This is a genomic window from Lentzea sp. (assembly GCF_035525475.1).
In the GTDB taxonomy this organism is placed as follows: Bacteria; Actinomycetota; Actinomycetes; order Mycobacteriales; family Pseudonocardiaceae; genus Lentzea.
In genome coordinates this window covers 63,617-86,652 of sequence record NZ_DATLEC010000090.1, presented here as the reverse complement: position 1 = coordinate 86,652, position 23,036 = coordinate 63,617, and the positions used below count along the sequence as shown (strand labels likewise).

17 protein-coding genes are annotated in these 23,036 nt (G+C 70.3%); 15 read left to right on the top strand and 2 right to left on the bottom strand.

The window, feature by feature from the left end; genetic code table 11:
- The first annotated feature begins 509 nt into the window (after positions 1-509).
- Positions 510-1,331: a hypothetical protein gene (locus VM306_RS16285; protein ID WP_325515833.1), complete on the top strand. Its 822-nt coding sequence runs from the start codon at positions 510-512 to the stop codon at positions 1,329-1,331.
- A gap of 12 nt (positions 1,332-1,343) precedes the next feature.
- Entirely contained in the window at positions 1,344-3,569 is a 2,226-nt protein-coding gene (locus tag VM306_RS16280) for a hypothetical protein (RefSeq protein ID WP_325515832.1), read from the top strand.
- A gap of 150 nt (positions 3,570-3,719) precedes the next feature.
- Here the strand turns inward: VM306_RS16280 and VM306_RS16275 are convergent, their stop codons facing one another.
- Positions 3,720-6,884, bottom strand: a complete 3,165-nt coding sequence (locus tag VM306_RS16275; RefSeq protein WP_325515831.1) for a hypothetical protein — start codon at positions 6,882-6,884, stop codon at positions 3,720-3,722.
- Positions 6,885-6,900: 16 nt separating this feature from the next.
- A complete protein-coding gene (locus tag VM306_RS16270; protein ID WP_325515830.1) occupies positions 6,901-7,551 on the bottom strand; it encodes a Pvc16 family protein in 651 nt (216 codons plus the stop codon).
- A 184-nt stretch (positions 7,552-7,735) separates the two neighbouring features.
- Here VM306_RS16270 and VM306_RS16265 point away from each other — a divergent pair, with 184 nt between their 5' ends.
- The 13 genes from VM306_RS16265 to VM306_RS16205 all read left to right on the top strand — a co-directional run bounded on the left by VM306_RS16265 (position 7,736) and on the right by VM306_RS16205 (position 23,033).
- Complete coding sequence (locus VM306_RS16265) at positions 7,736-9,271, top strand: phage tail sheath family protein (RefSeq protein WP_325515829.1); 1,536 nt, start codon at positions 7,736-7,738, stop codon at positions 9,269-9,271.
- A 34-nt stretch (positions 9,272-9,305) separates the two neighbouring features.
- Positions 9,306-9,770, top strand: coding sequence for a phage tail protein (locus VM306_RS16260; RefSeq protein ID WP_325515828.1), 465 nt, complete (start codon positions 9,306-9,308; stop codon positions 9,768-9,770).
- Positions 9,767-10,153 (top strand): phage tail assembly protein, encoded by a 387-nt coding sequence (locus VM306_RS16255; protein ID WP_325515827.1) that lies wholly within the window; start codon positions 9,767-9,769, stop codon positions 10,151-10,153. Before VM306_RS16260 ends, VM306_RS16255 begins: the two co-directional genes overlap by 4 nt.
- A complete protein-coding gene (locus VM306_RS16250) occupies positions 10,153-10,332 on the top strand; it encodes a DUF6760 family protein (protein ID WP_325515826.1) in 180 nt (59 codons plus the stop codon). Before VM306_RS16255 ends, VM306_RS16250 begins: the two co-directional genes overlap by 1 nt.
- Positions 10,333-10,402: 70 nt before the next feature.
- A complete protein-coding gene (locus tag VM306_RS16245; RefSeq protein ID WP_325515825.1) occupies positions 10,403-14,302 on the top strand; it encodes an eCIS core domain-containing protein in 3,900 nt (1,299 codons plus the stop codon).
- A 15-nt stretch (positions 14,303-14,317) separates the two neighbouring features.
- Positions 14,318-14,773 carry a phage tail protein gene (locus tag VM306_RS16240; RefSeq protein ID WP_325515824.1) on the top strand — a complete coding sequence of 152 codons (456 nt, stop codon included), beginning with the start codon at positions 14,318-14,320 and terminating at the stop codon, positions 14,771-14,773.
- A 25-nt stretch (positions 14,774-14,798) separates the two neighbouring features.
- A complete protein-coding gene (locus tag VM306_RS16235; RefSeq protein WP_325515823.1) occupies positions 14,799-15,269 on the top strand; it encodes a phage tail protein in 471 nt (156 codons plus the stop codon).
- Positions 15,266-16,132, top strand: coding sequence for a hypothetical protein (locus tag VM306_RS16230; RefSeq protein WP_325515822.1), 867 nt, complete (start codon positions 15,266-15,268; stop codon positions 16,130-16,132). The genes VM306_RS16235 and VM306_RS16230 overlap by 4 nt, the downstream gene beginning before the upstream one ends.
- Positions 16,129-18,537, top strand: a complete 2,409-nt coding sequence (locus VM306_RS16225) for a phage baseplate assembly protein V (protein ID WP_325515821.1) — start codon at positions 16,129-16,131, stop codon at positions 18,535-18,537. The genes VM306_RS16230 and VM306_RS16225 overlap by 4 nt, the downstream gene beginning before the upstream one ends.
- Before the next feature lie 11 nt (positions 18,538-18,548).
- Complete coding sequence (locus VM306_RS16220; protein ID WP_325515820.1) at positions 18,549-18,956, top strand: GPW/gp25 family protein; 408 nt, start codon at positions 18,549-18,551, stop codon at positions 18,954-18,956.
- Complete coding sequence (locus VM306_RS16215; protein ID WP_325515819.1) at positions 18,956-20,911, top strand: putative baseplate assembly protein; 1,956 nt, start codon at positions 18,956-18,958, stop codon at positions 20,909-20,911. Before VM306_RS16220 ends, VM306_RS16215 begins: the two co-directional genes overlap by 1 nt.
- The gene (locus VM306_RS16210) at positions 20,908-21,474 is read left to right on the top strand and encodes a phage tail protein (RefSeq protein ID WP_325515818.1); all 567 of its coding nucleotides are present in this window, start codon (positions 20,908-20,910) and stop codon (positions 21,472-21,474) included. The genes VM306_RS16215 and VM306_RS16210 overlap by 4 nt, the downstream gene beginning before the upstream one ends.
- On the top strand, positions 21,471-23,033 hold the full coding sequence (locus VM306_RS16205; RefSeq protein ID WP_325515817.1) for an NADase-type glycan-binding domain-containing protein: 1,563 nt from the start codon (positions 21,471-21,473) through the stop codon (positions 23,031-23,033). Before VM306_RS16210 ends, VM306_RS16205 begins: the two co-directional genes overlap by 4 nt.
- The last annotated feature ends 3 nt before the right edge of the window (positions 23,034-23,036 follow it).

The window sequence follows — 23,036 nt, the reverse complement described above, 5'->3', positions numbered from 1 at the left end:
AGGGCTGGCCAGGGAAGAGGGTCGCGTGTCGAACTGCTGCACCCGCCTGATCACCCGAGCGTGCGCCGGCCAGAGCCGCCATCGACAAGACGTGGTACGGACTGAATCTCACGGTGTCGGCACTGGAACGGATCGGACATCTCCCGTCAGCCACGATCTTGGTCAACGGGGTCGACGAGATGAACGATCACGAAGGCCGACCACGGACCGATCAGCTTCGCGCAGCAACCTGCCCGACGACGAGCTCTGGCATTGTCGCCGCTGCCGGTGTTGCGGGATCAGGCTTTCCAGCCTGTGCACCGGTTGCCCCGGAAGGCACCCCGGCCTTTCCTCAGGGGCATGCTTCCGCGGCTGGGGCGCTGGCCACCGCTCACTGCCGTCCGCGCCCGTTTCGCCATATTTTTCGGCTGCAGACCCTGCTTTCGCGTCCGGTGGGCCCGGTGCCGGGGGAACACCCGGACAGAGGACGAGGCCCGTCCGGACCCCGGAGTCAGCCGAGAGGAAACGAGATGTCCCTTGACGACGCAGCAACTGTGGGTGCGATCATCGCGCCCGGAATCGCCGAGGAGGGCAGGGCGGAGAACTGGTTCCGGCTGATCAGCGAGTGCTACCACGATTCCGTCGAGGACAACGACGGTCAGGTCCCGGACTGGGGCACCTACTGGGGCTCGTTGTCGGGCAAGGCCACTGATCTCGGTAGTGCCGAACGGGACGAGTTCGAGCGGTACATGAGGTCGGTGATGGCTCCGATGGAGATCATCGGCGATCTGGCAGGAGACTCCCGCGGCTCTGCGGTGTCCGCGGTGCTCTCCAAGTACGTGGAGAACCGGCAGGTCGAGGTGGCGGCAGGAGAAGAGCCGTTCGACGAGGCGTCGTGGGGTGCCTATCTCACCAAGTGGGCCGGCGGCTGGGACGGCACCGAGGCGACCTGGCCCGACTTCGCCCAGGGAATCCGTTACTGGGCAGGAGAAGAACCCGCCGGCGCCACCGAACTCACCCGCCGCGTCGAAGAACTCCTCGCCCACGCCGAAAGCCAGGACATCACCGCACGCACCGAATTCCTCACCGCCTACGGAATCGTCGCCAGCACGGGCGCGGCCACCGGACAAGCGTCCGAAGTGGACGCGCAGCTGGTCACCGCGCTCGCGGAGACCGCTGCCACCAGCGAGATCGTGCAGACCCTCTTCGAGGAGACGATCGTGCCCGGTCTGACAGAGGCCATCGAGGCGGTGCCGGGAGCGTCCGAGCTCTCGATCGAGGAGATCCAGGAGATCCTCGCCGAGGTCCTGGAAGAGCAACTTGCCGCCGCATCCGGCACCGCCGGCGCCTGACGAGGAGTGTCGATGACCCAGCCGAAGTCGAAGAGCAGCGCGGCGCAGAGCCTGCGCGCCAAGCTCACCAGCATCCTCGCCCCGAAACGGGACGTGATCGCCCAGACGGTCCAGAGCCAGGCCGGCGCCGTCGCGCAGGAGGCCGGCACGACGGCGACGTCGCCCGACATGGTGCTCCTGGCGGTCACGGCGTCCATCAAGACCAGCCCGGACGTCGTCATGAACCACGTCGCGACAGCGGTCGCCCAGGCGGGTGGCGGCGGGGCGGCCGATGGGCTTCCCGCGCAGCTGGTCAAGGAGCGGGACGAGATCCTCCAGGTCGCCGCGATGAACTCGAGCGCCCTGACCGTCCAGAAGGGCCTTCTGGACGCGCTCAAGGAGGCCGCGGAGAAGATCCAGGACCACGAGCACATCAAGTTCACGCCGAGCCTGCTGTCCGCGAAGAGGGCCGCGCTCTCGCTCTGGTCCACGAAGGGCACGCTCGACGCCGAGATCAAGACCTACGACGCGTGGACCGCGAAACTGCGTGCCGCGCAGGACGAGGCCCAGCTGCGCGCGGTGCTCGCCGAGCACAAGGCGGTGCAGGCCAAGTTCATGGCCGTCGTCACCAAGGTGTCCACGTCCATGACCGACACCGCGCGCAAGATCACCGGTACGAGCGTGGACGCCGCGATCGCGGCGATCAACTTCAACGCCGACGCCACCACCTTCGAGAAGCTCCTGAGCATCGCGGACAAGGTGTCCGAGCTCGGGCTCACGGTCGCGTCCGACGTTCCCGAGCCGTACACCAAAGCCGCCGCCTCGGCGATCTCGCTGATGAAACCCTGGCTCGTCACGCTGGGGCAGGCGATCTACCGCAAGGTGATGGTCGAGCAGTTCAAGACCGAGCACGGCAAGGCGGCGGTGTTCGCGAAGCTCCAGCCGCTGGACCTGGCGAACAAGCTCGTCTCCGACCAGAAGGCGCTCGTCGGTGGTGTGCTGACGGCGGCAGGCCCCGGGCTCGGTTTCATCCCCGGCTGGAACATCATCATCAAGCCCGCCATCCTCATCGCGGTCAACGGCTTCTTCGACGCCCGCATCGCGCTGGCGCAGAAGTGGATCGACGCCGGCGGTCCGCAGGCGACCGGGGACGTCTTCAAGTCCCTCAACGCCACCATGTTCAGCACCGGAATCGACATCTCGGGGTGGACCGACGCCGTCGTCGGGGAGTTCAAGGGGCGCGTGGGCGAGATCGCCAACGAGCTCAAGAAGGTCCCGGCCGCTCTCGCCACGCTCCCCGAGGACGCCGTGGCCAAGCTGCGGGAGATGGCGAAGGACCCGCTCACGGCGGTCGACGAGGGCCTGGACCTGACCATCTTCGCGATGTCGAGCGTGTCGGAGATGCTGGCCCCCGCGATCACGAAGGTGGTCCAGAAGATCTTCGAGAAGCTCCCGCTGACGCCCGCCGCCGAGATGTACTCGGGCGCGGCCCTCTCCTCGGAGATCCAGGGCGTCTACCTGGCGGGCCGCACCATCACGCCGCTGGGCGCCGACGGTGCGACGAAGGGTGACTTCGAGCGCCCGGCCAAGACGAAGGAAGGACACCAGATCCTCACCCTGCTCTCATCCGCGCTCGAGGACGACGGCTCGGGCCGCAAGTTCCTGTGGGCTCGCATCTACACCGACGCGCGACTCACCGGCGGCAACCGGGAGGAGCAGGAGGGGAAGATCTTCCACCCCGACTGGGAGTTCGAGGGTGACGCGCCTCCCGCCGGTCTGGCCGCGCTCCCCACGAGGACCGACAAGGGCCGGATGATCCACGAGTTCAGGGACGCCGAGCCGGGCGCGGACAAGATGCAGGGACGCGTCGACAACCTGTGGGGTGACCTGATCCGGCACCAGGACGACAACGGCAAGGACGTGTACCGGTTCGTTCCCACGCGTCCCCACACCGGTGCGAGCGACGCGCCAGCGGAGTCGCAGGAGCGGTGGGGCAGGCGGACCGTGGACGCCACCGGGTACACCGAGGGTGGAACGCACGTGGCCGGCAAGTGGTACCGCCCGTTCGGCGCCGACCGCTCGTTCCTCTTCATCCCGGCGGACGCGTCCGGCGAGGGGCTGTGGGGTGAGTGGGTCTCGCAGACGATCCCCACGGCCGGAGGCCCGCGCGGCAACCAGGGTGAGTTCGGGCTCCAGGCGCAGCTCGCAGCCACCGTGCCGGCCGGGAGCACGCCTCCCCAGTGGAGCCAGTACAACTAGAACCCGCTGACCTGGGGAACGCCCGGCTGGGACATCCCGGCCGGGCGTTCTCCTTTGTGCAGCAACGGGTTCGACCCAGCGTCAGTACGACAGCGGGGCCGCGGGCGAGATACCGCCCACGGCCCCGCAGAGGGACACCGCCGGAGTGGGTCAGCGGCGCGACTCGGGCCACCACCGGTAGAGCATCGACCCGACCTGGTGCCTGCGCCGTGAGGTCACGAGCAGCACACCACCACCGATCAGCAGCAGCACCACACCGATCGCGATCGGCAGCCAGATCGACGCGCCGGTCGAGGCCAGGCCGTCGGAGGAACGCGAGGTTCCGGGCGACCGCCCGGTGCCGGTGTTCCCCGGGCTGCCGATCGTGCCGTTGCCCACGCCTCCCGGCGGTGGTGCCTCACCCGGATCGGTGCCCGGCGGCGGCGTGGTGGGCGCCTGTCCCGGCTCCACCGACACGGTCGCGTCGTCGGCGCCCTCCAGCGCCTCTCCGGTGTCACCGACCTCCGGCAGCGGACTGGCCTTGTAGGAGGCGGTGTTGGTCACCTTGTCCCCGGACGCCTCACCGGACACGACGACGGTGCAACGGACCCCGTGCGCTGCACCCGCTCGCAGACCCGGCCCGTTCAGGTCGAAGTCGCAGTCCTCGGCGTTGTCGTTGCGCACCCGCACCGTCATCGGGACGTCGCCGATGTTGCGCACCACGACCGAGAAGTCCACCTGTGCTCCTCGTTTGGCGGCCTCGGGTGTGACCGTGGTGCTGATGGTCAGCGCCGGGTTGATCACCACCACCCGCAGGGGTGTGGTGCCCACGGTCATCGAGCGCCCGTCGCCGTCCGTGGCGCCGGCGAACGCCTGGTTGTCGAAGGTGCGGTCCGGCGTCGCCGCACAGGACGCCGTGACGGTCTCGCCCGGTTGCAGGACGGGAACGACGTCGGGCAGGCAGTCCGCGGGCAAGGTCGGGCTGGCGATGCGGAGGTCGCTCAGCGGACCGTCCTGCGCGGTGCCCGTGTGCTCGACCGTGAAGGTGATCTGGACTTCCTTGCCGTTGCGCACGGTGACACGGTCGGCGGTCTGGCTCAGGGAGATCAACGGTTCCAGGACGGTGAGCGCCACCGGAAGGGACTGGGCCTCCACCGGCTCACCGCCCACGTCGAGGGCTTTCACCTTCGCCACCACCTCCTGGGACCGCACGGCGTCGGCCACGCACGAGGCCTCGGCGGACTCACCGGGTGCGAGCTGGGGAGTCGGCGCGGGCGAGCACAGGCCGTCGACGGAGATCACGACGTCGGTCAGCGCCTCCTCGTCGTCCCCGCCCGTGTTGGTGACGGTGAACGAGAGCGCCACCTCCGATCCCCGGTAGACCTGGTCGTCCCGCAGGGCCACCGCGACGGCCATGGCGGGGGCGATCACCGACACGGTCACGCGGTCGGAAAGCACCTCGATCCTCTCCCCCGCCGCCGTCGTCGCCGTCATCGACCCTCCACTTTGGAAGGTGGCGGCGGGAGCGTTGGCAGTGCATGTGAACTTCAGCTCGGACCGTGCGGGCAGCACGGTGGCGGGAGCGGCGCAACCGGTGACGAGACCGTCCTGGTAGACGACCTCGCTGAGGTCGGTGTCGCTGTTGTTGGCGAGCCTCACCGCGAACTCGACGGGCGCGCCCTCCCTGACCACGAACCGGTCCGGCAGCCGCTCGACCACGTGGTCCGCGGGCGTCACCTGGGTCGTCACCTCGGCGCTGGCGCTCACCTTCGCGCTCGTTCCGGCGACGTAGGTGGCGCTCACCGTCGCCTTGGTGGTGAAGGCGGCGGCACCGGGCGTCGTGCGGACGCAGGTCGCCCGCGCCACCTGTCCCGGCTGGAGCGGTGGGATCCGGGCCGGTGTGCAGCGGGCCCCGCCGTCGAGGGTGAGCACCACGTCCGACAACGGCAGTGATCCGTCGTTGGTGATGTCGGCCGAGAAGCTCACGAGAGAACCCTGCCGGACCGGTTCGGAGGGGCCCGTCAGGGTCAGCGACAGACCGGGAGCCACGGCCGCGGACATCACGAGGCTCTGCACGACCACGAAGTCGCCGACCGAGCTGACGCCCACCTCGACGTCACCGGTGTCGCCGTCGGACAGCGCGGGGGTGACGACCTTCGCGTCGACACTGAGGTTGTTGGCAGGACTCGTCCCCGGTTCGAATGGGTCTTGCGCCCCGAGAGCGCAAGAGCGGAAGAAGTCCTGGGCACCGTCGGACGAGCACGGCTCGGTCACGGCGTTGCCGTCGACGGTCAGGGACTCGCCGCCCTGCCTCCAGTCACCGTCGAACGCCGTCACGCCGATCGCGACGTCCGCGGAGGCCTTGTTCCTGGGAACGCCGGGAAGCAGCACGCTCGTTCCGGTCAGGCCGGGCACGAGGCCGGGGAGCAGGCCGTCGACGATCGGCGGGACGCCCGGCAGCAGCGGTTCGAGCAACCCGGGCAGCAACGCCCCGCCGCGGGGCAGGTCCTCGCTGTAGACGTCGACGACGCGCGGTCGTGGATGGGCGGCGGTCGGAGCGCCGTGGTCGAAGACGATCGTCACCGACCAGCCGCCGGCGCAACCGGGACCGGAGGGCACCCACACGTTGCCGACGGTGAGCCCGACCGGGACCCCGGTGGGGACACCGGCGAAAGCGGCCGTGACGTCCGCCCAGTTCGTGTAGATCTGGGTGGGTTCGGTCAGGCCGTCGGTGGCGCGGAAATGCGCCGGGTCGAGGGGCACCACCACCGGCGCGGCCTGCCCGACCGCCAGTCGGACGTTCTGCGCCTGCGGCTGCTCCGCGGCCGGTGGCGGGGGCCGCTCTCCCTGCAGCGTGAGCGGTTGTGCGCAGTTGATACCGGAGAAGCCGATGTACCTGCCGGTGTGTCCGCCCCAGTTCAGCCGTGCGTGCCGCACCTTCGCCCCGGCCGGGATGGTGATCGCCGCCCGGCTGGAGTCGAAGGTCTCCCGGCGGTCGTCCACATCCGCGTGGTGGAGGTAGTAACCGTTGTTGTTGGCGCTGCCATCCGCGTCCGCCCTGCCCGCGGTAGCGGCTCGGCACTCCTGCGGCCTGTGACCACCGGACTCCTCCCCCGCCACCGGGCACCGCAGGGCGCTGTTGCCCGCGATCAGGAAGTCCCCGTACACGGCCTCGCGGTAGGACGGCCGCAGCGGCTGCGGTGGTGGCGGAGGAAGAAGGCTCGGCCGAGCCACGTTCTCGGTCGGCGTCCCCGTCCCCACGGTGTCACCACCGATGGCGAGCGGGGAGAGCACCACGATCAGCGTGAGTGCGATCGCGGCCTGAAGTCGGGACACGGCAGGGCCTCCTGGGTCAGTGCTCGGTGATCGTGGTGCGTTCCCAGCTTCTGCGGGCGGTTCTCGGCCGGTCGGCGGGCTCCACGACGGCCGGCCGCGGGGCCGTGTCGGTCACCTCCAGCTCGAGGCTGCGCACCGGCGGCGCGGCCTGGCGCAACCGCCGGGGCAACGCGGGCGCGGTGACCGTCAGGACGAGGGCCGTCCGCATCGGCAGTCCGAGCGCACCCCAGAGGTCGGCGTTGCCGGTCACCGGAGCCCAGCCGAGCCGGACGGGCAGGGCGGAGTCGAGCACCCGCAACGAGCCCTGCAGGTTCTCCCCCGCGAGGCAGTCCTGTTCCGCGTGTGCCGTGATGACCGCGCCCAGCAGGTCGAGCTCTTCGGCGGTGTCGGCCGCCCAAGCGGTCACCAGGTAGGACAGGTGGTAGCTGCGGCCGGGAGCGGTCGAGCCGGTGACCCTCCCCTTGCCGTCGCGCACCCTGATCGGGGCGGCGGGGAGCCCGTCCAAGTCCTCCGTGACCGCGAACAGGAACATGTTGAGGATTCCCGCCCGGCGCGGCCGGCGCTGGATTCCGCTCAGCAGCGCGGGAGGATCCGAGCCGATCTCCGTTCCCGGAGCCAGCTCGGCCGCGAGCCACGTGTGGATCGATGACGTCAGATCTGCCAGCACACGCGTCAGTCTCCGGTGCGCACGAGGCTGCCGGGAGCACGGCGAGGGCGACTACACGACCACTTCTCGTTGCCCTGGAAGGCAATCGCCGATGGTCACCTCGGTGCGCACGGACACCGCCTCACGGCCCTGGTCCGGTGACAACCTTCCCCGGAGTGATTTCTCGGTCGAACGGGGAGAGTCGATGCCCAACTACCTGGCCCCAGGCGTGTACGTCGAAGAGGTGTCGTCGGGTTCCAAGCCCATCGAGGGAGTGGGAACCGCGGTGGCCGGCTTCGTCGGGTTCGCCGAGACGGGGCCCGAGTCGGAACCGGTCCTGATCTCGAACTGGACCCACTACACGCGGGTGTTCGGTGGTTTCGCCGAAGGGTCGTACCTGCCGCACTCCGTCTACGGCTACTTCCTCAACGGGGGCGGTGCCGCCTACGTCATCCGGGTCCCGAGGCCGGAACGCGGTCAGGTGAAGGCGGGCAGGGCGGAGCGGGTAGCAGTGCCGTCCACAGAGGACAACCGGCCTGCGTTCACCGTGCAGGCGCTCGATGCCGCGCAGGCCGGCGAGTACTCGGTGTCCATCGCCGAGCCGGGGGAACCCGGTGAGGACAGCTTCCGCCTGGACGTGCTGCGCGCGGGCAAGGTGGTCGAGTCGTTCGACAACGTCACGGTCAAGCGCGGCCCGCAGAACGTCGTCACGGTCGTGTCCAAGCAGTCCAAGCTCGTCACCCTGGAGCAGAACAAGTCCGGCGCGCTCGCGTTGCCCCGCAAGGACACCGTGGTGGCGCTCGGCGGCAAGGAGAAGTCGTCGTCGCCCGTCGTGCTCAACGCGACGAGTTACGTGGGCGATCCCGTGCAACGCACCGGTATCGGCGGTTTCGAGGCCATCGACGAGATCACGATGATCCTGGTGCCCGACCTCATGTCGGCGCACGAACAGGGGTTGATCGACACCGACGGCGTGAAAGCCGTGCAGCAGGCGATGATCGCCCACTGCGAGCTGATGGCGGACCGCGTCGCGATCCTGGACACGCCGCCCGGGCTCAACTCGCAGCAGGTCCGCAACTGGCGCTCCGAGGTCACCGGGTACGACACCAAGTTCGCGGCGCTGTACTGGCCGTGGATCAACACGCTCGACCCGAACACCGGCACGCCCATCGCGTTGCCGCCCAGTGGTCACGTCGCGGGCATCTGGGGCCGCAGCGACGAGACGCGCGGTGTCCACAAGGCGCCGGCCAACGAGGTCGTGCGCGGAGTGGTGTCGCTGCAGACCGCGATCAGCCGGGTCGAGCAGGAACTGCTGAACCCGGTGGGGATCAACTGCATCAGGGCGTTCCCGGGACAGGGCATCCGCCTCTGGGGTGCCAGGACGCTGTCCTCCGACCCGGAGTGGCGCTACATCAACGTCCGCCGGCTGTTCAACTTCATCGAGGAGTCGATCCTCAACGGCACGAACTGGGTGGTCTTCGAGCCCAACGACGAGTACCTCTGGTCGTCGGTCAGGAGGGTCGTGGGCGCGTTCCTGCAACGGATCTGGCGCAACGGCGCGTTGATGGGCCGCTCGGCGGCGGAGGCCTACTACGTCAAGTGCGATGAGGAGAACAACCCTCCCGAGTCCCGCGACGCCGGGAACCTGATCATCGAGGTCGGCATCGCGCCGGTGAAACCCGCGGAGTTCGTCGTGTTCCGCATCGCGCAGATGCCGCACGGACCCGCCCTCGACGAATGACCACCCGCCCTGACCCCCGTCTGGAGACCGTGTCATGACCTTCCCGCGCGTTTCGACCGCCAGCTCCAACACCAGCACCCTCGTCAGTGCGGCGCGCTTCGTCATCACCGCCGACCGCATGTCCGAGATCTCGTTCTCGGAGCTGTCGGGCATCACCTCCGAGGTGGAGGTGAGTGAGTACATGTCGAGCAACCGGCTCGGCGTCTCGCTGGCCAAGCAGTTCGGCCGCACCAAACCCGCGACCGTGGTGCTCAAGCGCGGTGTCGACCAGGACATGGCGTTGTGGACCTGGCACCAGGAGGTCCTGGCGGGACAACCGACCGCGCGCAGGAGCTGCTCGCTGCTGCTGCTGGACATGTCCGGCGTGATCAAGCAGACCTACGACCTGCTCAACGCCTGGCCGTCGAAGCTGGAGATCGCCGGCATGAAGGCGGGCGGCAGTGAGGCGGCGATCGCGACCGTCACCCTCACCTGCGAGCAGATCGACATCAAGCAGTGACCGCCGCCGGGCTCCAGCAGGGGCTGCGCACCGAGTTCCCGTTCACGCTGCCGCGGGGTTACGTGGACGAGGACGGGCGGCTCCACCGGGACGGCGCTCTTCGCCTGGCGACGGCGAAGGACGAGCTCACCGCCCAGTCGGAGCCGCTGGTGCGGCAGAACCCCTCCTACCTGACGATCTACCTGATCATGCGCACCGTCTCGCGGCTGGGCGCGCTGCCCGCGGTGGACAGGTTCGTCGTCGAGCACATGTTCGCGTCGGACCTCGCCTTCCTGCAGGACCTCTACCGCCGGGTCAACCAGCTCGGCCACACCGAGGGCGAAGTGACCTGTCCCCAGTGCCGGCACCAGTTCCTCGTGGACGTGGCCGGCGAGGTGCGCTGATGGAGTCGATCACCGTCGAGGACCCCGACCGGCTGTGGGAGGAGATCGTCTACATCGCCTACTACCTGCACTGGTCCTTCGAGTCGATCCTCGAGCTCGACCACCGGACGCGGGCGAGGGTGGTCCACGAGATCGGTGCGATCAACACGCGGCTCGACCAACCGGCGCAGGACTTCTGAACGTGGAGAGGAGGACCGGATGGCCCGCTGGCCCTGGAAACGCACGAGGAAACAGGTCGTGGAGTCCCATGTGGACGAAATCGCCGTCGCGGAGCACACCGCTGTGGACCCGACCGGACAGGAGCAGCCACCCGACGCCTCACCGGCGACCGAACCTCCTCGCCGGCGCCAGTCCTGGCGGGACGTCCCCCGGATGTCCGGCGTCATCGACACCGACCCTCCGCTGATGCTGCCGGGCGAACCAATCGGAGTCCTCGACCGCCTCGTCCTCACACCGGCCTCGGAGCTGCTCCTGGGCCGGGGCGACCAGGTCGGCAGGGTGTCCGGTCTCGTGACCGTGGTGTCGGGAAGTGGCCCGGCCGTCACGGGAGGCCGCCCCCCTCTGCGGACACCGAGGCGCAGGAGGCCTCCTTCCGGCGAGCCGGGTCCTCTGTGGCTGGAGGAGGCCGCCCCCTACTCGTGGGAGCCCGGCAACGACGTCCCCGGAGACGCGGAGGCGTCGCCCGCGACACCTCTGGCCGCTCCCGCACCCGTCGAGGCCGGATCACCCGCGGTCGCCGCGTCGTCGTCGCCTCAGGAGCACACCGGGCAGGACGGCGGCACGGTCCTCCTGTCGCCGGAGACCGTGTCCGACGACGATGCACCCCTTGTCCAGGAACAGGACCCACTGCCCGAGCCCATGGCTCCGCGACCGCTGGCCGTCCGGCCGGGAAACGTGCCCACAGCCCCGTTGACGACCTCGTCACCGCAGATCCTCGACGACGCCGTCGTCCCGGCGACGCCTTGGACCCCTTCGGAGTTCATGCACCGCGCCTACCGGGAGAAGGACCGGCTGCTGGACAACCTCTACCGCGAGACCAACGGCGAATCACGCCCGGCGCCCACCGCGCGGAAGGTCGTGCACCAGGAGGATGCGGAAGCGAGTCTCCCGTCGCACCCCAGGCACCCGGAGCCGCACGGTGCGGTGGTGACGGTCGCCGAGGACGTCGGCACCAGCTCCGCCATCTCCGCGCCGACGACCTCCGCGCCGGTCCTTCCCGTCGCCGTCGTCACGGACGAGTTCCGGGAACCTTTGGCGAGCAGCGAGCCCGTGGCCCCGGTGCGCGGCGAGGCCGCTGCGCCTGTTCCGCAGCAGACCGCCGCTCCGCTCCGCCAACGCCGCGCGACGCTCGCCGAGGCGCGGAGGCGGGGTCTGGGTGGCCGGTCCCCCTTTCCCCACCCGGTCGAGCCCAGGACGGCCCCAGCGCCCGATCCAGCGGCTGGTGGCGTGCCCGATCCGAAGCACGAGGATGCACCACGACCGCCGCTACCCCTGGACGTCCCGTCCATCCCTTCGGCACCCAGCACTGCGACGCCCGCCAGGAGCAGTGACGTCACCGATGCGTGGACGGTCCCGAGCACGGAGCAGGTCGCCGCGACGACGCGGCTACCCGAGGCGACCGTGACCGACGCTCCTCCGCCGACGGCGGTCCCCACCTCGGAGAGCGGTCGTCGGCCGGCCACGGGGTCTTCGCCCGAGGCCGAGGCCGTTGCGCCGACGGAGATCACGGACCTCGGCACGGCTGCCGAGGAGCCGGTGCCGGTACCCGTCGCGGACGAGGTCCTTGCTCTCGCGCGACCTGTGGCCCAAACGCACGCCGAGGTGGTCGGAAGCCCCCTGGCAGAACGACGGGCGGACGAGCCGGAGAAGGCGCCCGCTCCCGCGCTCCAGCACGCACCGGCGAGGGAACGAGTGCCGCGCGGTACCGGCGAGCAGGTCACCGATCAGCCTGCGCTCTCACCGGAGTCCGTCGTCGCGGTCACCGATCCGATCTCCTCGACCGCGAGGAACGTCCCCGCTCCTGACCGCGGTGACCTCCCCTCCTCCGCGGCCACCACTTCGCACGGTGACCAGGAGGAGGGGACCGCGCCTGATGCCCCGACGCCGACGAGGCGGACGGAGGACGGCGGAGCGCTTCGGCCTACCGACGGGACCGGTCGAGGGGCAACGCCCGGTGCGATCTCGCCTTCTGTCTCCTCGCTGCGAGACGACAACGCCGACGCCGCCGGCGAACGGGTGTTGCCACTGGTGCACCCGGCGTTCCCGGCACGGGTGGAGGCCCGAACGGACGGTGTCGGGCACGAGAACCCGCTCGACACCGCCACGATCCCATACCTCGCGCCACCCGTTGTGTCCACATCGGACAGCAGCGGGAATTCACCCGAGGAGCAGCCCTCGCCGGCGAAAGCCGGTCCGCTGGAGGCCGCCACCGTGATCCACGTCGGCGGGACCGCCGAGGAGCTCCCGCCCGGTGACCGGCCGACTCCCGACAACGGCGGCGAAACGAAACCGCGGTCGGCGAACACGGCCGAGGAGCGCGCCGTGGAGAAGCCGGATTTTCCTGTGCCCGGCATCTCCTCTCCGGGAAGTGCGCTACCGGGAGCGGTCCCGACTGACACGGGCACCGCGACGAGTCCGGACTCAGCGTCCACTCATCCCGTGGCACCGACGGCGTCCTTCACCGACCGGCCCGCGCAGGCGCAACGGACCACTGTTCTTCCTCTGCGGCACAACATGCCCATGCCGGTCACCAACTCGTTCGGGCGTGAGGAGCAGATCCCCTCGACCAGCTCGCCCGTGACGCGGCCGCGGGTGCCGCGACAGGTGGATGCTCTTCCCCGCTTCCCGGAGGACGAGGCGCGAGAGGAAGCCACCGGCCCGCCGTTCGTCGGGCGCAACGGCGGGCCGCGGGAACGGCACGATGGCTCCACGGGCGAGTCGCCCCGCGCACTCACCCTGACCGGCGGCACGGCCGAGGCGGTCGAACGCAGGTCTCCCGCGCCTGCGGCACCACCCACGACCACGACATCGCACATCGGCGCCGAGTCCATACAGGACAGTCCATCCGTGCGCGAGACCATCCGCTGGCGGCAGGAACGACCTGATCGTCCAGCATCGCCGGCAGCAGTCCGCCTCGGCGCTCCCGGCAGGAGCACGGGACCTGCGGCGGTGTTGCCCCGATCCGCGGTCACCTCGCCCCTTCCGGGGGCGAGTGCCCAGTTCGCACCCGGACGCCGAGATCGGCCGTTCCCCGTCCCGGGCGGGCCGTCCGGCACCGCTCTCGCGGTCGAGGAGGCCGTGCCGCGCTCCGTCGCGGAGCCGGTCTCGCGCGCGCTCCGCGTGGAGGTGGGTGACCTGCCGGTCCGCAGGGGTGCCGACGCGTCACGGACGGCGAGAGAGCTGAACGTGCGCGGTTACACCGACGTCGGAGTGATGCACGTCCCCGGCGAGACCGGTGCGCTCGACGGATCGGAGGCGGCGCCGCTCGTGGCGCACGAACTCACCCACGTCTTCCAGCAACGCCACTTCGGCGGAGCGTTGCCCGACCGGTCCTCGACGGTGGGCCAGGAGCTCGAACAGGACGCCGTGCGGATCGAGGACTGGGTGTCGGGTGGCGCCACCGGAGCACCGCCCGCCCTCCTGCACCCGGTCACCGCGCCGTCTCCCCCGGCCCCGCAGCACGCGCAGGCCGCGGCTTCCTGGCAGACCGGCGCGTCCGGTGCCGATGAGCCGCTGGTGACCGAACAGGTGCGAGACGAGCTCGTACGCGCGCTGGAGGAAGCGAACGCTCAGGACGCTACTGAGGAGCCGTCGTTCCAGCAGCGCGGCGTGGCCTCGCTGCTCTCCCTTTACCAGCAGGTGGAACAGGACGCGGAGAACGCCGTCCACCGCGACGACGACGATGACGGCGCGACGGGCGAGAACGACGGAAGACGCCTCGGCACACCGTCCGAAGTGGACGAGGAAGGAATACTGGAACGACTGGCGGAGATCCTCGCCGACGAACCTCCCCGCCGGTGGTTCGACCTGGACGACGTCGACGAGTTCGAGGAACTGGCGAACAGGATCTACAACCAGCTCTCGGCCCGCCTCCGGTTCGACATGCTCGTCGAACGCGAGCGTTCCGGCCGCCTGATGGACTTCGGCTGAAAGTGAGGTACCACCATGACGGACAAGCTGTCCCTGGCGCACGGGATGTCTCACAGGTTCGCCGTCACGGCGGGCGCGCACGACCTCGGTTCGTGGTCGAAGGTGGCCGGGCTGTCGGTGAAGTGGGATGTCGCCGAGTACCGGCGGGGGAACTCGGACCAGGTGGTCCGGTTCGCGGCGATACCCCGGTACGAACAGGTCAAGCTCAGCCGTGCCGCGGACGCCGCCGGCACGGCGGCCGTCCAGGCGTGGCTGGCCGACGTCCAGGCGCGCGGAGGAGTGCCGGAGGAGGGGGCCGTCGAGATGTCGACCTCGGGCGGGATCCCGGTCGCGGTGTGGAACCTGCGGGAGATGTTCCCGGTGGGCTGGCAGATCAGCGAGTTCGACGCGACGTCGAGCAAGGTGGCCGTAGAGACGCTGACGATCGTCCACGGTGGATTCCTCGCTCCCGGCCAGCAGGCCACCCGGTGAACGCGGCGACAGAACGGGGTACGGCATGAGTGACATCGGCGCACGCCCGGTCATGGGCATGTCCATGCGGTTCAACGTGATCGTGGGAGGAGTGAGCCTCGGCGACTGGGCGTCCTGCGCGGGACTCAAGGTGGACGCCAAGCTGCACAAGGCCCACGACCCAGGGCAGTACGGGTACCAGCGGATCCTGTTCGCGGACGTGGACTACAAGCCGATCAGGCTCAAACGCGCGATCGACTCGTCGTCGGCGCAGGTGCTGAGCTGGTTGCGCGGCAAGTGGTCCCCCTACGGCCAGCCCGGTGCGCTGCCCTCCATCGTCAGCGGCTTCCTCGGTGACGACGCCACCATCCAGCTACTGGACTCCGAGTGGCAGGTCGTCACCTCCTGGGAGCTGCGCAACGTCTACCCCGTCTCGTGGACCGGCCCCGATCTCGAAGCGGACAAGGCGGGGATCGCGAAGGAAACACTCGAACTGGCTCACGAGGGGTTCCTGTGATCAAGATTCCCGGCCGGGCGATCTCCGACATCACCAACGTCCTCGGACTGGTGAGCGGCAACGCCAAGGCGACACTCGTCCCCGAGTCCGGTGGGTGGCCGGTGGTGTTCTCCCTCAACCCCACCGACGTCAGCTTGAAGAAGAAGAACAACACCGAGGGCAACCGCGCGGTCGTCACCCACAGCTTCCAGGACGCGCTGAAGGGGACGAGCAACATCCGGCTGGAGCTCGCGGGCGCGCAGGTGGTCGGTGCGGGCACGACGCAGATGGCGGTGGACCAGCTCATCTCCTGGGCCACCCCGGTGCAGATCAGCGCCGCGGCGGCACTCGAGCTCGGATCGTTCTCCGCCGCGGAGAACCTGGCGAACAGGCTCGTCGCGAAGGCGGACTCGCTGAGGTCCCGGGCGACCGGCGGGGCGGCGGAGTCCGCGACCAAGAACCCCTTCAAGGAGATGGCGTCCAGCCCGGTGTTCTACCGCCTGCCGGTCCTGCTGTTCAGCTGGGGAATCGTGGGTCCGATGGGTCGCAACGCGAAGGTGGCGCTGGAGAACGTCAAGGTCAAGTACAAGCGTTTCGACGAGTACGGCGTGCCGGTGTGGGCGAGCTTCGACCTGACGCTGGTCGAGTACACGGCTCCGAAGCCCCGGACCAACCCGACCTCCGGTGGTGTGCCCGGGCGGACGAGACACGTGGTCTGCCAGGGCGAGAACGTCGTGCAGATCGCCCACCGCGTCTACGGCAGTCCCCATGCCTGGCGCAAGGTGGCCGAGGCCAACGCCCTCGACGACCCGTTGCGGGTGAAACCGGGCCGCGCACTCGCGTTGCCGCCGGCGAACGAGACCTCCGAAGGGCAGGGACGATGACCGAACCGGCGGAGACCGTCGCCAACGGTGAGGCGACCGGACGCGCGAGCGTGACGGTGGGCGGATCACCGCTGCGGGAGGACGTGGCGGCCCGGCTGCTGCGCGCGGTCGTGGACAACGACGCGCATCTGCCCGGCATGTTCGAGCTGACCTTCCTCGACCCGGACGGGTCGACGCTCGGCCTGGCGGGCCTGTCGATCGGTGCGCCCGTGGAGATCGGCGGCGCGGGCCCGTCCGGCGAGCCCCTCGTCCTGATCAGCGGTGAGGTCACGTCCGTGGAGGGCCTTCTGGCCGGGATGACGATGCGCACCGCGGTGCGCGGCTACACGCGGGAACACCGGCTGCAACGGGCGAAGCGGAGCCGCAGCTTCGTCAACGTCACCGATTCCGACGTGGCGCGGCAGATCGCGACACAGGCCGGGTTGACGCCGGGCGACGTGGCCACGAGCACCGTCACGCACGCCTATCTCGCCCAGGTGAACCAGACGGACTGGGACTTCCTGGACTGCAGAGCCAGGGAGATCGGCTACGAGTTCGGTGTCACGGCGGGGGTGTTCCACTTCCGGCCGGTCGCCGGTGGTGCCGCGGCGGGGTCCCATCCGGTCGCGGTGCCCTACCCCGACAAGCTGATCAGCTTCCGCCCGCGGATCACAGCGGGGAACCTCACGCCGGACGTCGAGGTGCGCAGCTGGGACCCGTTGGCGCGCAAGGCGGTGGCCCAGGTAGTGGCCACGCCGGGCGGTGGTGAGCACTCGCCGGCATCGCTGGGCAGGATGTTCGCCGCGTCCGGCGGACCGGCGGGTGCGGCGAACGGTCTCGCCTCCGCGTTGACTTCAGCCGTCACGGGCCGGCTGTCGTCGGTGGTGAACGACGTCGGTTCCGCGATGTCGCCGGTGGGAGGAATGCTCGGCTCACCGGTCGGCGACCTCGGCCCGGTCCCGAGCCCGACCGCGCACGTCCAGGTGGGCAAGCCCTTCGCCTCCGCGATCACCATGCCGGTCAACGGTCCCGTCGTCGCGAACGCGGCAGGCACGGACGCGGGCAGCACCTTCGCCGAGGCGGAGGGAGAGGTGAAGGGCAACGCCGCGATCCAGCCCGGCGCCTGGATCGAGGTCTCCGGCGTGCAGAGCGTCTTCGCCGGGTCGTGGCGGGTGTCCAGGGCCAGGCACGTGTTCGACGAGTCGGAGCACGGCTACCGGGTGATCTTCTCCGCACACGGCCGGCAGGACCGCTCGGTGGTGGGACTCGCGTCGCGGGGCGCGTCCGGCGGCGGTGAGAGGTCCGTGCTCGACAGCGTGGTGTGCGGGGTGGTCGCCGACTGCGCCGATCCGCTGGGCAAGGGACGGGTGAAGGTCACGCTTCCGTGGCTCTCCCCGGAGTTCGAGACCGACTGGGCGCCCAACGTGCAGTTCGCCGCGGGACAGCGCACCGGGGCGAGCTTCCTGCCGGAGGTGGGCGACGAGGTGCTGGTGGCGTTCGAGTTCGGGGACGTGCGCCGTCCGTACGTGCTCGGCGGAATGATCAACAACCTGACGACGTGGAACGTCGCGTCCTCAGGTCCGGTCATGGCCGGGGGCCCATTCGCGGTGGCGGGGGTCGCAGGGGTGCAGTCCGGTGATCTGAGCAGTTTCCTGTCCCCGCTGGGGGGTGGCCTCGGCAGTACGGGAAGCCCTCTACCCGGGATGCCCGGTCTGGGTGATCTCGGGAGCGTTCCCGGCATGCCCGAGATGCCGGACCTGCCCACCGTGCCGGGTATGCCGGGAACGGACAGCCCCTCCCAGGCGGGATCCGTCGTGACCCCCGGACTGGTGAGCGAGATCCACCACCGCGGTTTCGTGTCCAGCACCGGCAACTCACTGCTGTTCTACGACGTTCCGATGCCGCTGGGCGCACCCCCGTCCGGCGGCACGGGAGGCGGTGCCGGCGCGGTGGCGGGCGGACTCGCCGGCGCCGCCTTCGACATCGGCATGGGCGCGGCCACATCCGGCAATCCCGTGGGCGGCGGTGCGGGCCTGGACGCGATCGGCTCGATCGCGGACGGGGTCGGCGCCGGTCTCGGCTCGGGCGGGCAGGGCGGTCCCCCGTCCCCCGGCATCGGCGCGCTCGCCTCCGCGGCCCGCCTCGGCAGCCAGAACGGTGAGATCGGCCTGACCGTCGACCAGGTCAACGCCGGCGTGAGCATCAACGCCCAACTCGTGCCGGGAGTGTCGCTGTGCCCGATGCCGAGCGTGTCGATCACCGCCCAGAACGGCCTGGTCTACCTGGGGGCCGGCGAGAGCGGCGCCACCGTGGTCAACGCCGGCACCGCGATGGGCATCGTCGCCCAGGGAACGATCACGCTCACCGCCGAGACCGTGAACATCGTCGGCCTGCTGACGGTCAACGGCCTCCCCATCCCGCTCTGACGGAGGTACCGATGATCGACGACGAGTTCGTCGGGCGAGGCTGGGCGTTCCCCCTGGACGTGACCGCCAACGGCACGATCGCCACCATCGGCGGCCCCAGGAAGCTGGAGCAGGCGATGGCCCTCGTCCTGCGCACCTATCCGGGGGAACGGCCCTTCCGGCCTGCCTTCGGTTCGAAGCTGCGCGACTTCACCTTCGAGGGCGCGTCGGTCGACGTGCTCGCCGCCATCGAACGCGAGGTCAGGAATTCGCTCGACCTCTGGGAGCCGCGCGTGACCGTCTCGGACGTGGTCGTGCGGTCGGACCCGGACGAGCCGAGCCTGCTTCTGATCGAGATCACCTACCAGGTGAAGGGGGAGAACGACGAGCGCAACCTCGTCCACCCCTTCTACACGATTCCCGAGGAGGGCGACTACTGATGGTGCTTCCCGCGCCCACTCTGGACGATCGGCGGTTCCAGGACTTCGTGGACGACGCCAAGCGCTTCGTCATGCGCCGCTGTCCTGAATGGACGGACCACAACGTGTCGGACCCCGGCGTCACCCTCATCGAGGTGTTCGCCTTCATGACCGAGCAGCTGTGCTACCGGCTGAACCGGGTGCCGGACCGGCTGTACGTCAAGTTCCTCGAGCTGCTGGGACTGCGGATGTTCCCGCCGACGCCGGCGGAGGTACCGATCACCTTCTGGCTGTCCACGCCCGCGCGCTCGCCCCTGGTGATCCGGCGCGGCACCACCGTGTCCACGACGCGCACGGAGAGCGAGGCCGCGATCGTCTTCTCCACGGCCGACGACCTCGCGGTGAGCCCGACGTCCATCAGCGCGGTGCGACGGGTCAGGAAGTCGGGTGTGGGCAGCGAGAACCAGACGACGGCCGTCGAGATCGGGCAGGAGTTCGAGGCGTTCAGCGAACCTCCCGAACTCGGCGACACCCTGCTCGTCGGCCTGCTCGACCCGGCTCCCTCCTGCGCGGTGCGCATCGACTTCGACGGCGCGATCTCGGGTGTCGGCGTGAACCCGTTGCACCCGCCGATCGTCTGGGAGGCGTGGACGGGCGACGGCTGGGCCGAGTGCGACCTGACCACCGACGAGACGGCGGGTCTCAACCGCCCCGGCCGGATCGTCGTGCACCTGCCGGAGGGGCACGAGGCCAGCGTCATCGACGAGCAGCGCGCGGGCTGGCTGAGAATCCGAGTGGTCGAACCTCTTGCGGGACAACCCTCCTACAGCTCGACCCCCGTCGTCCGCTCCCTGCACGCCGGCACGGTCGGCGCGACGGCGCGAGCGGTGCACGGGGAGATCGTCGAGTTCGAGGAACTGGGAGAGTCGGAGGGTGTTCCGGGGCAGCGGCTGGGGCTGTCCCGGTCTCCTGTGCTGGCCGGATCGCACTCCGCGATCGTGGAGGTCTCCGACGACGACGGCTGGCAGGAGTGGACCGCCGTCGACGACTTCTCCGCGAGTGGAGCGGACGACCGGCACTTCGTCATCGACTGGGTCTCCGGCGAGATCGCCTTCGGTCCGGCCGTCCGCGCCGAGGACGGCTCCCTGCGGTGCCACGGCGCCATTCCTCCACAGGGAGCCAGGATCAGGGCACGGCGGTACTACCACGGCGGAGGAAGCCGGGGGAACGTCGCCCGGTTCGCCATCGACACGCTCAAAGCCTCCATCCCGTTCGTCTCGGGGGTGACCAACCTCCGGCCGGCGTCCGGAGGGGTCGACGGGGAGACGCTCGCGGAGGCCAAGTCGCGGGGGCCGATCATGCTGCGCACCCGCAGCCGGGCCGTGACCGCCGAGGACTACGAGGCGATCTCCGGGGAGGCCGCGCCGGAGGCCGCGCGGATCCACTGCGTGACGGCCGGTGAGGACGACGTCCCGCACGGCGCGGTGAAGGTGCTCGTGGTCCCGGCGGCGGCGCACCGGTCCGGCGAACTGCTGTTCGCCGACCTCGTTCCGGCACCCGCGACCCTGGAACGGATCGCCGGCAGGCTCGACGAGGTCCGCCTCGTCGGCACGAGGGTGCTGGTCGAACCACCGCGCTACCGCGGCGTCACCGTGGTCACGCGGCTGGTGGCCCGTCCCCGGCTCGACACCGAGGAGGTCCGCGCCCGCGCCCTCGACGCGCTCTACGGCTACCTCAACCCGCTCACCGGCGGGCCGGAGGGCACCGGCTGGCCGTTCGGGAGACGGGTCACACACGGCGAGGTCTTCGCGGTGCTGCAGGGAGTGCGCGGCGTCGACATCGTCGAGGACGTCCGCCTCTACGGCGCGAACCCCGTCACCGGAGAACGTGGCGTGGAGACGATGCTGCTCCCCGTCGGCACCGGCGGACTCGTGTTCTCCTACGACCACCAGGTGCGCGTGGAGGAGTCGAGATGACCTCGTCCGCTGTCACGAACACCGGCCTCCCAAACCTCCGGGACCTGCTCCCGAGTCCCTACCCCCTGATCGACTTCCTGCCGGCGGTCTTCGCGGAGAGCACCTTCGCCGTGCGGTGGACCGCCGGTTTCGACGACGTGTTCGCACCGTTGATCAGCACCATCGACTGCGTCGACGCCTACATCGATCCGCTGCTCGCCCCCGAGGAGTTCGTGCGTTGGCTGTCCAGCTGGTTCGGCGTCCTGCTCGACGAGAGCTGGCCGATGACGGCGCAGCGGGCGGTGGTCGCGGAGGCCGTCGACCTGTTCCGGATGCGCGGCACGATCGCCGGACTGCGCCGGCACCTCACCGTCGTGGTCGACGGCGAGGTGGAGATCTTCGAGAGCGGCGGCACGTCGTGGTCGGTCCGGCCACGACCGGAGCCGCCGACGGACGTGGAGCACTGGGTCAGCGTCGTGGTCAGGCCGCGAGACCCGCGCGCGCTGTCCGAGGAAGCTGTCGCCGCGGTGATCCGCGCGGCGAAACCGGTCCACGTCGTGCACACCCTGCAGGTGATCCGATGATCGTCTGCAAGATGTGCGGGAACCACAACAGCGACGCCGACGCGTTCTGCGGTGACTGTGGCCGCTTCCTGGAGTGGAACGGCGAGAGGGTCGCGCAGCCACCCGAGGTGATCGTCGTGGTCGAGGAGCCGCCTCCGGTCGTGGACGAGAAGCTCACCTGGTGGCAGCGCGTGCGCCGCCGGATCGCCTCGTGGCTGCCCGAACGGGTGCGCGTGGAGCCCGCGCGCACCAGCGCGGCCGCCGTGGCGACGTGGACGTCGGAGGCCGAGCCCCCGCCTCCCGCCACGCCACCGCCGCCTCCCACTGCGGCGCCACCACCTCCGCCGGGCGGGCCACCACCTCCACCGCGCCCTCCCGGCGCGGCCGCGCCGCCACCTCCACCGGGCGCGAAGCCACCGGCACCACCGGCACCCCCAGGAGCAAAACCACCGGCACCCCCAGGAGCAAAACCACCGGCGCCGCCAGGAGCGAAGCCGCCGGGAGCGGCGCCACCGGCCCCTCCCGGTGCGCCGACGCCCCCGGCTCCTCCGCCCAGGGCGAGCGCGCCCCCTCCCCCGCCCGGCGCAGCCACCCCTCCCCCTCCACCAACCCCGGCGCCTCCTCGAGCCGCCCCCGGCACCCCACCACCGCCACCGGCGGCCGGTGAGGACCGGTCACGACCGGACGCCGATCTTGTCGCCTCGCTCGCCAAGCCGGTGGACGGGCGTGCCGAGGCGCGGGACGAGGCGACCCCGGAGCTCATGCCCGCACCGGCCGTGCGCAAGACGCGCGCGATCGTCAGGACGAAGCCGAGCCGCCGCCTGGAGCCCGACGACCTGGTGTGCGCGGTCTGCGGTGAGGGCAACTCGCCGAGCCGCCACTTCTGCAGCCGCTGCGGCGAGTCCCTCGCCGACGCCGGCGTCGTCCGGCTCGTGTGGTGGCGACGGCTCTTCCGCCGCCGCACCAAGCGGTACGCGCTGGGCACCCGTCCCGGCGCGAAGGGCACCAGGAGCCACCGCACCTGGGTCGTGAAGATGACCTTCAGACGGATCAGGGCGACGCTGGTGATCGTCGGCCTCCTGCTGACGCTGGTCTACGCGCTCTACCCGCCGTTCCGGACGACGATCATCGACAACACCCGGGCGTTGTACCGGAAGGTGGTTCCGACGCTCGATCCCGTGCGGCCGTCCACGGTCTCCTCGCTCACCGCCCTGCCGGACCACGACCCCAAGTTGCTGGTGGACACCTACAACGACACCTACTGGATGTCCGAGCTGGGAGGCGGCAAGCCCAAGATCACCGTCCGGTTCGACGAGAGCTTCCTGCTCCGGGCGGTCATCATCCACTCCGGCGCCAACCAGAACTTCAGCGAGAACGGCCGTCCCTCCATCCTCCGGCTCACCTACAACACGGGGAAGTCCGAGAACGTGCTGCCCGTGGACACGAGGGGCAGCCAGACGCTGGAGCTGAAGAACGCCACGCTCGTCACGTCGGTCACGATCGAGGTGGTCGACGTGTACAGCGGGACCGAGCGGCAGACGGTCGCCATCAGCGAGCTGGAGTTCTTCGCGTTGAAGTAGCGC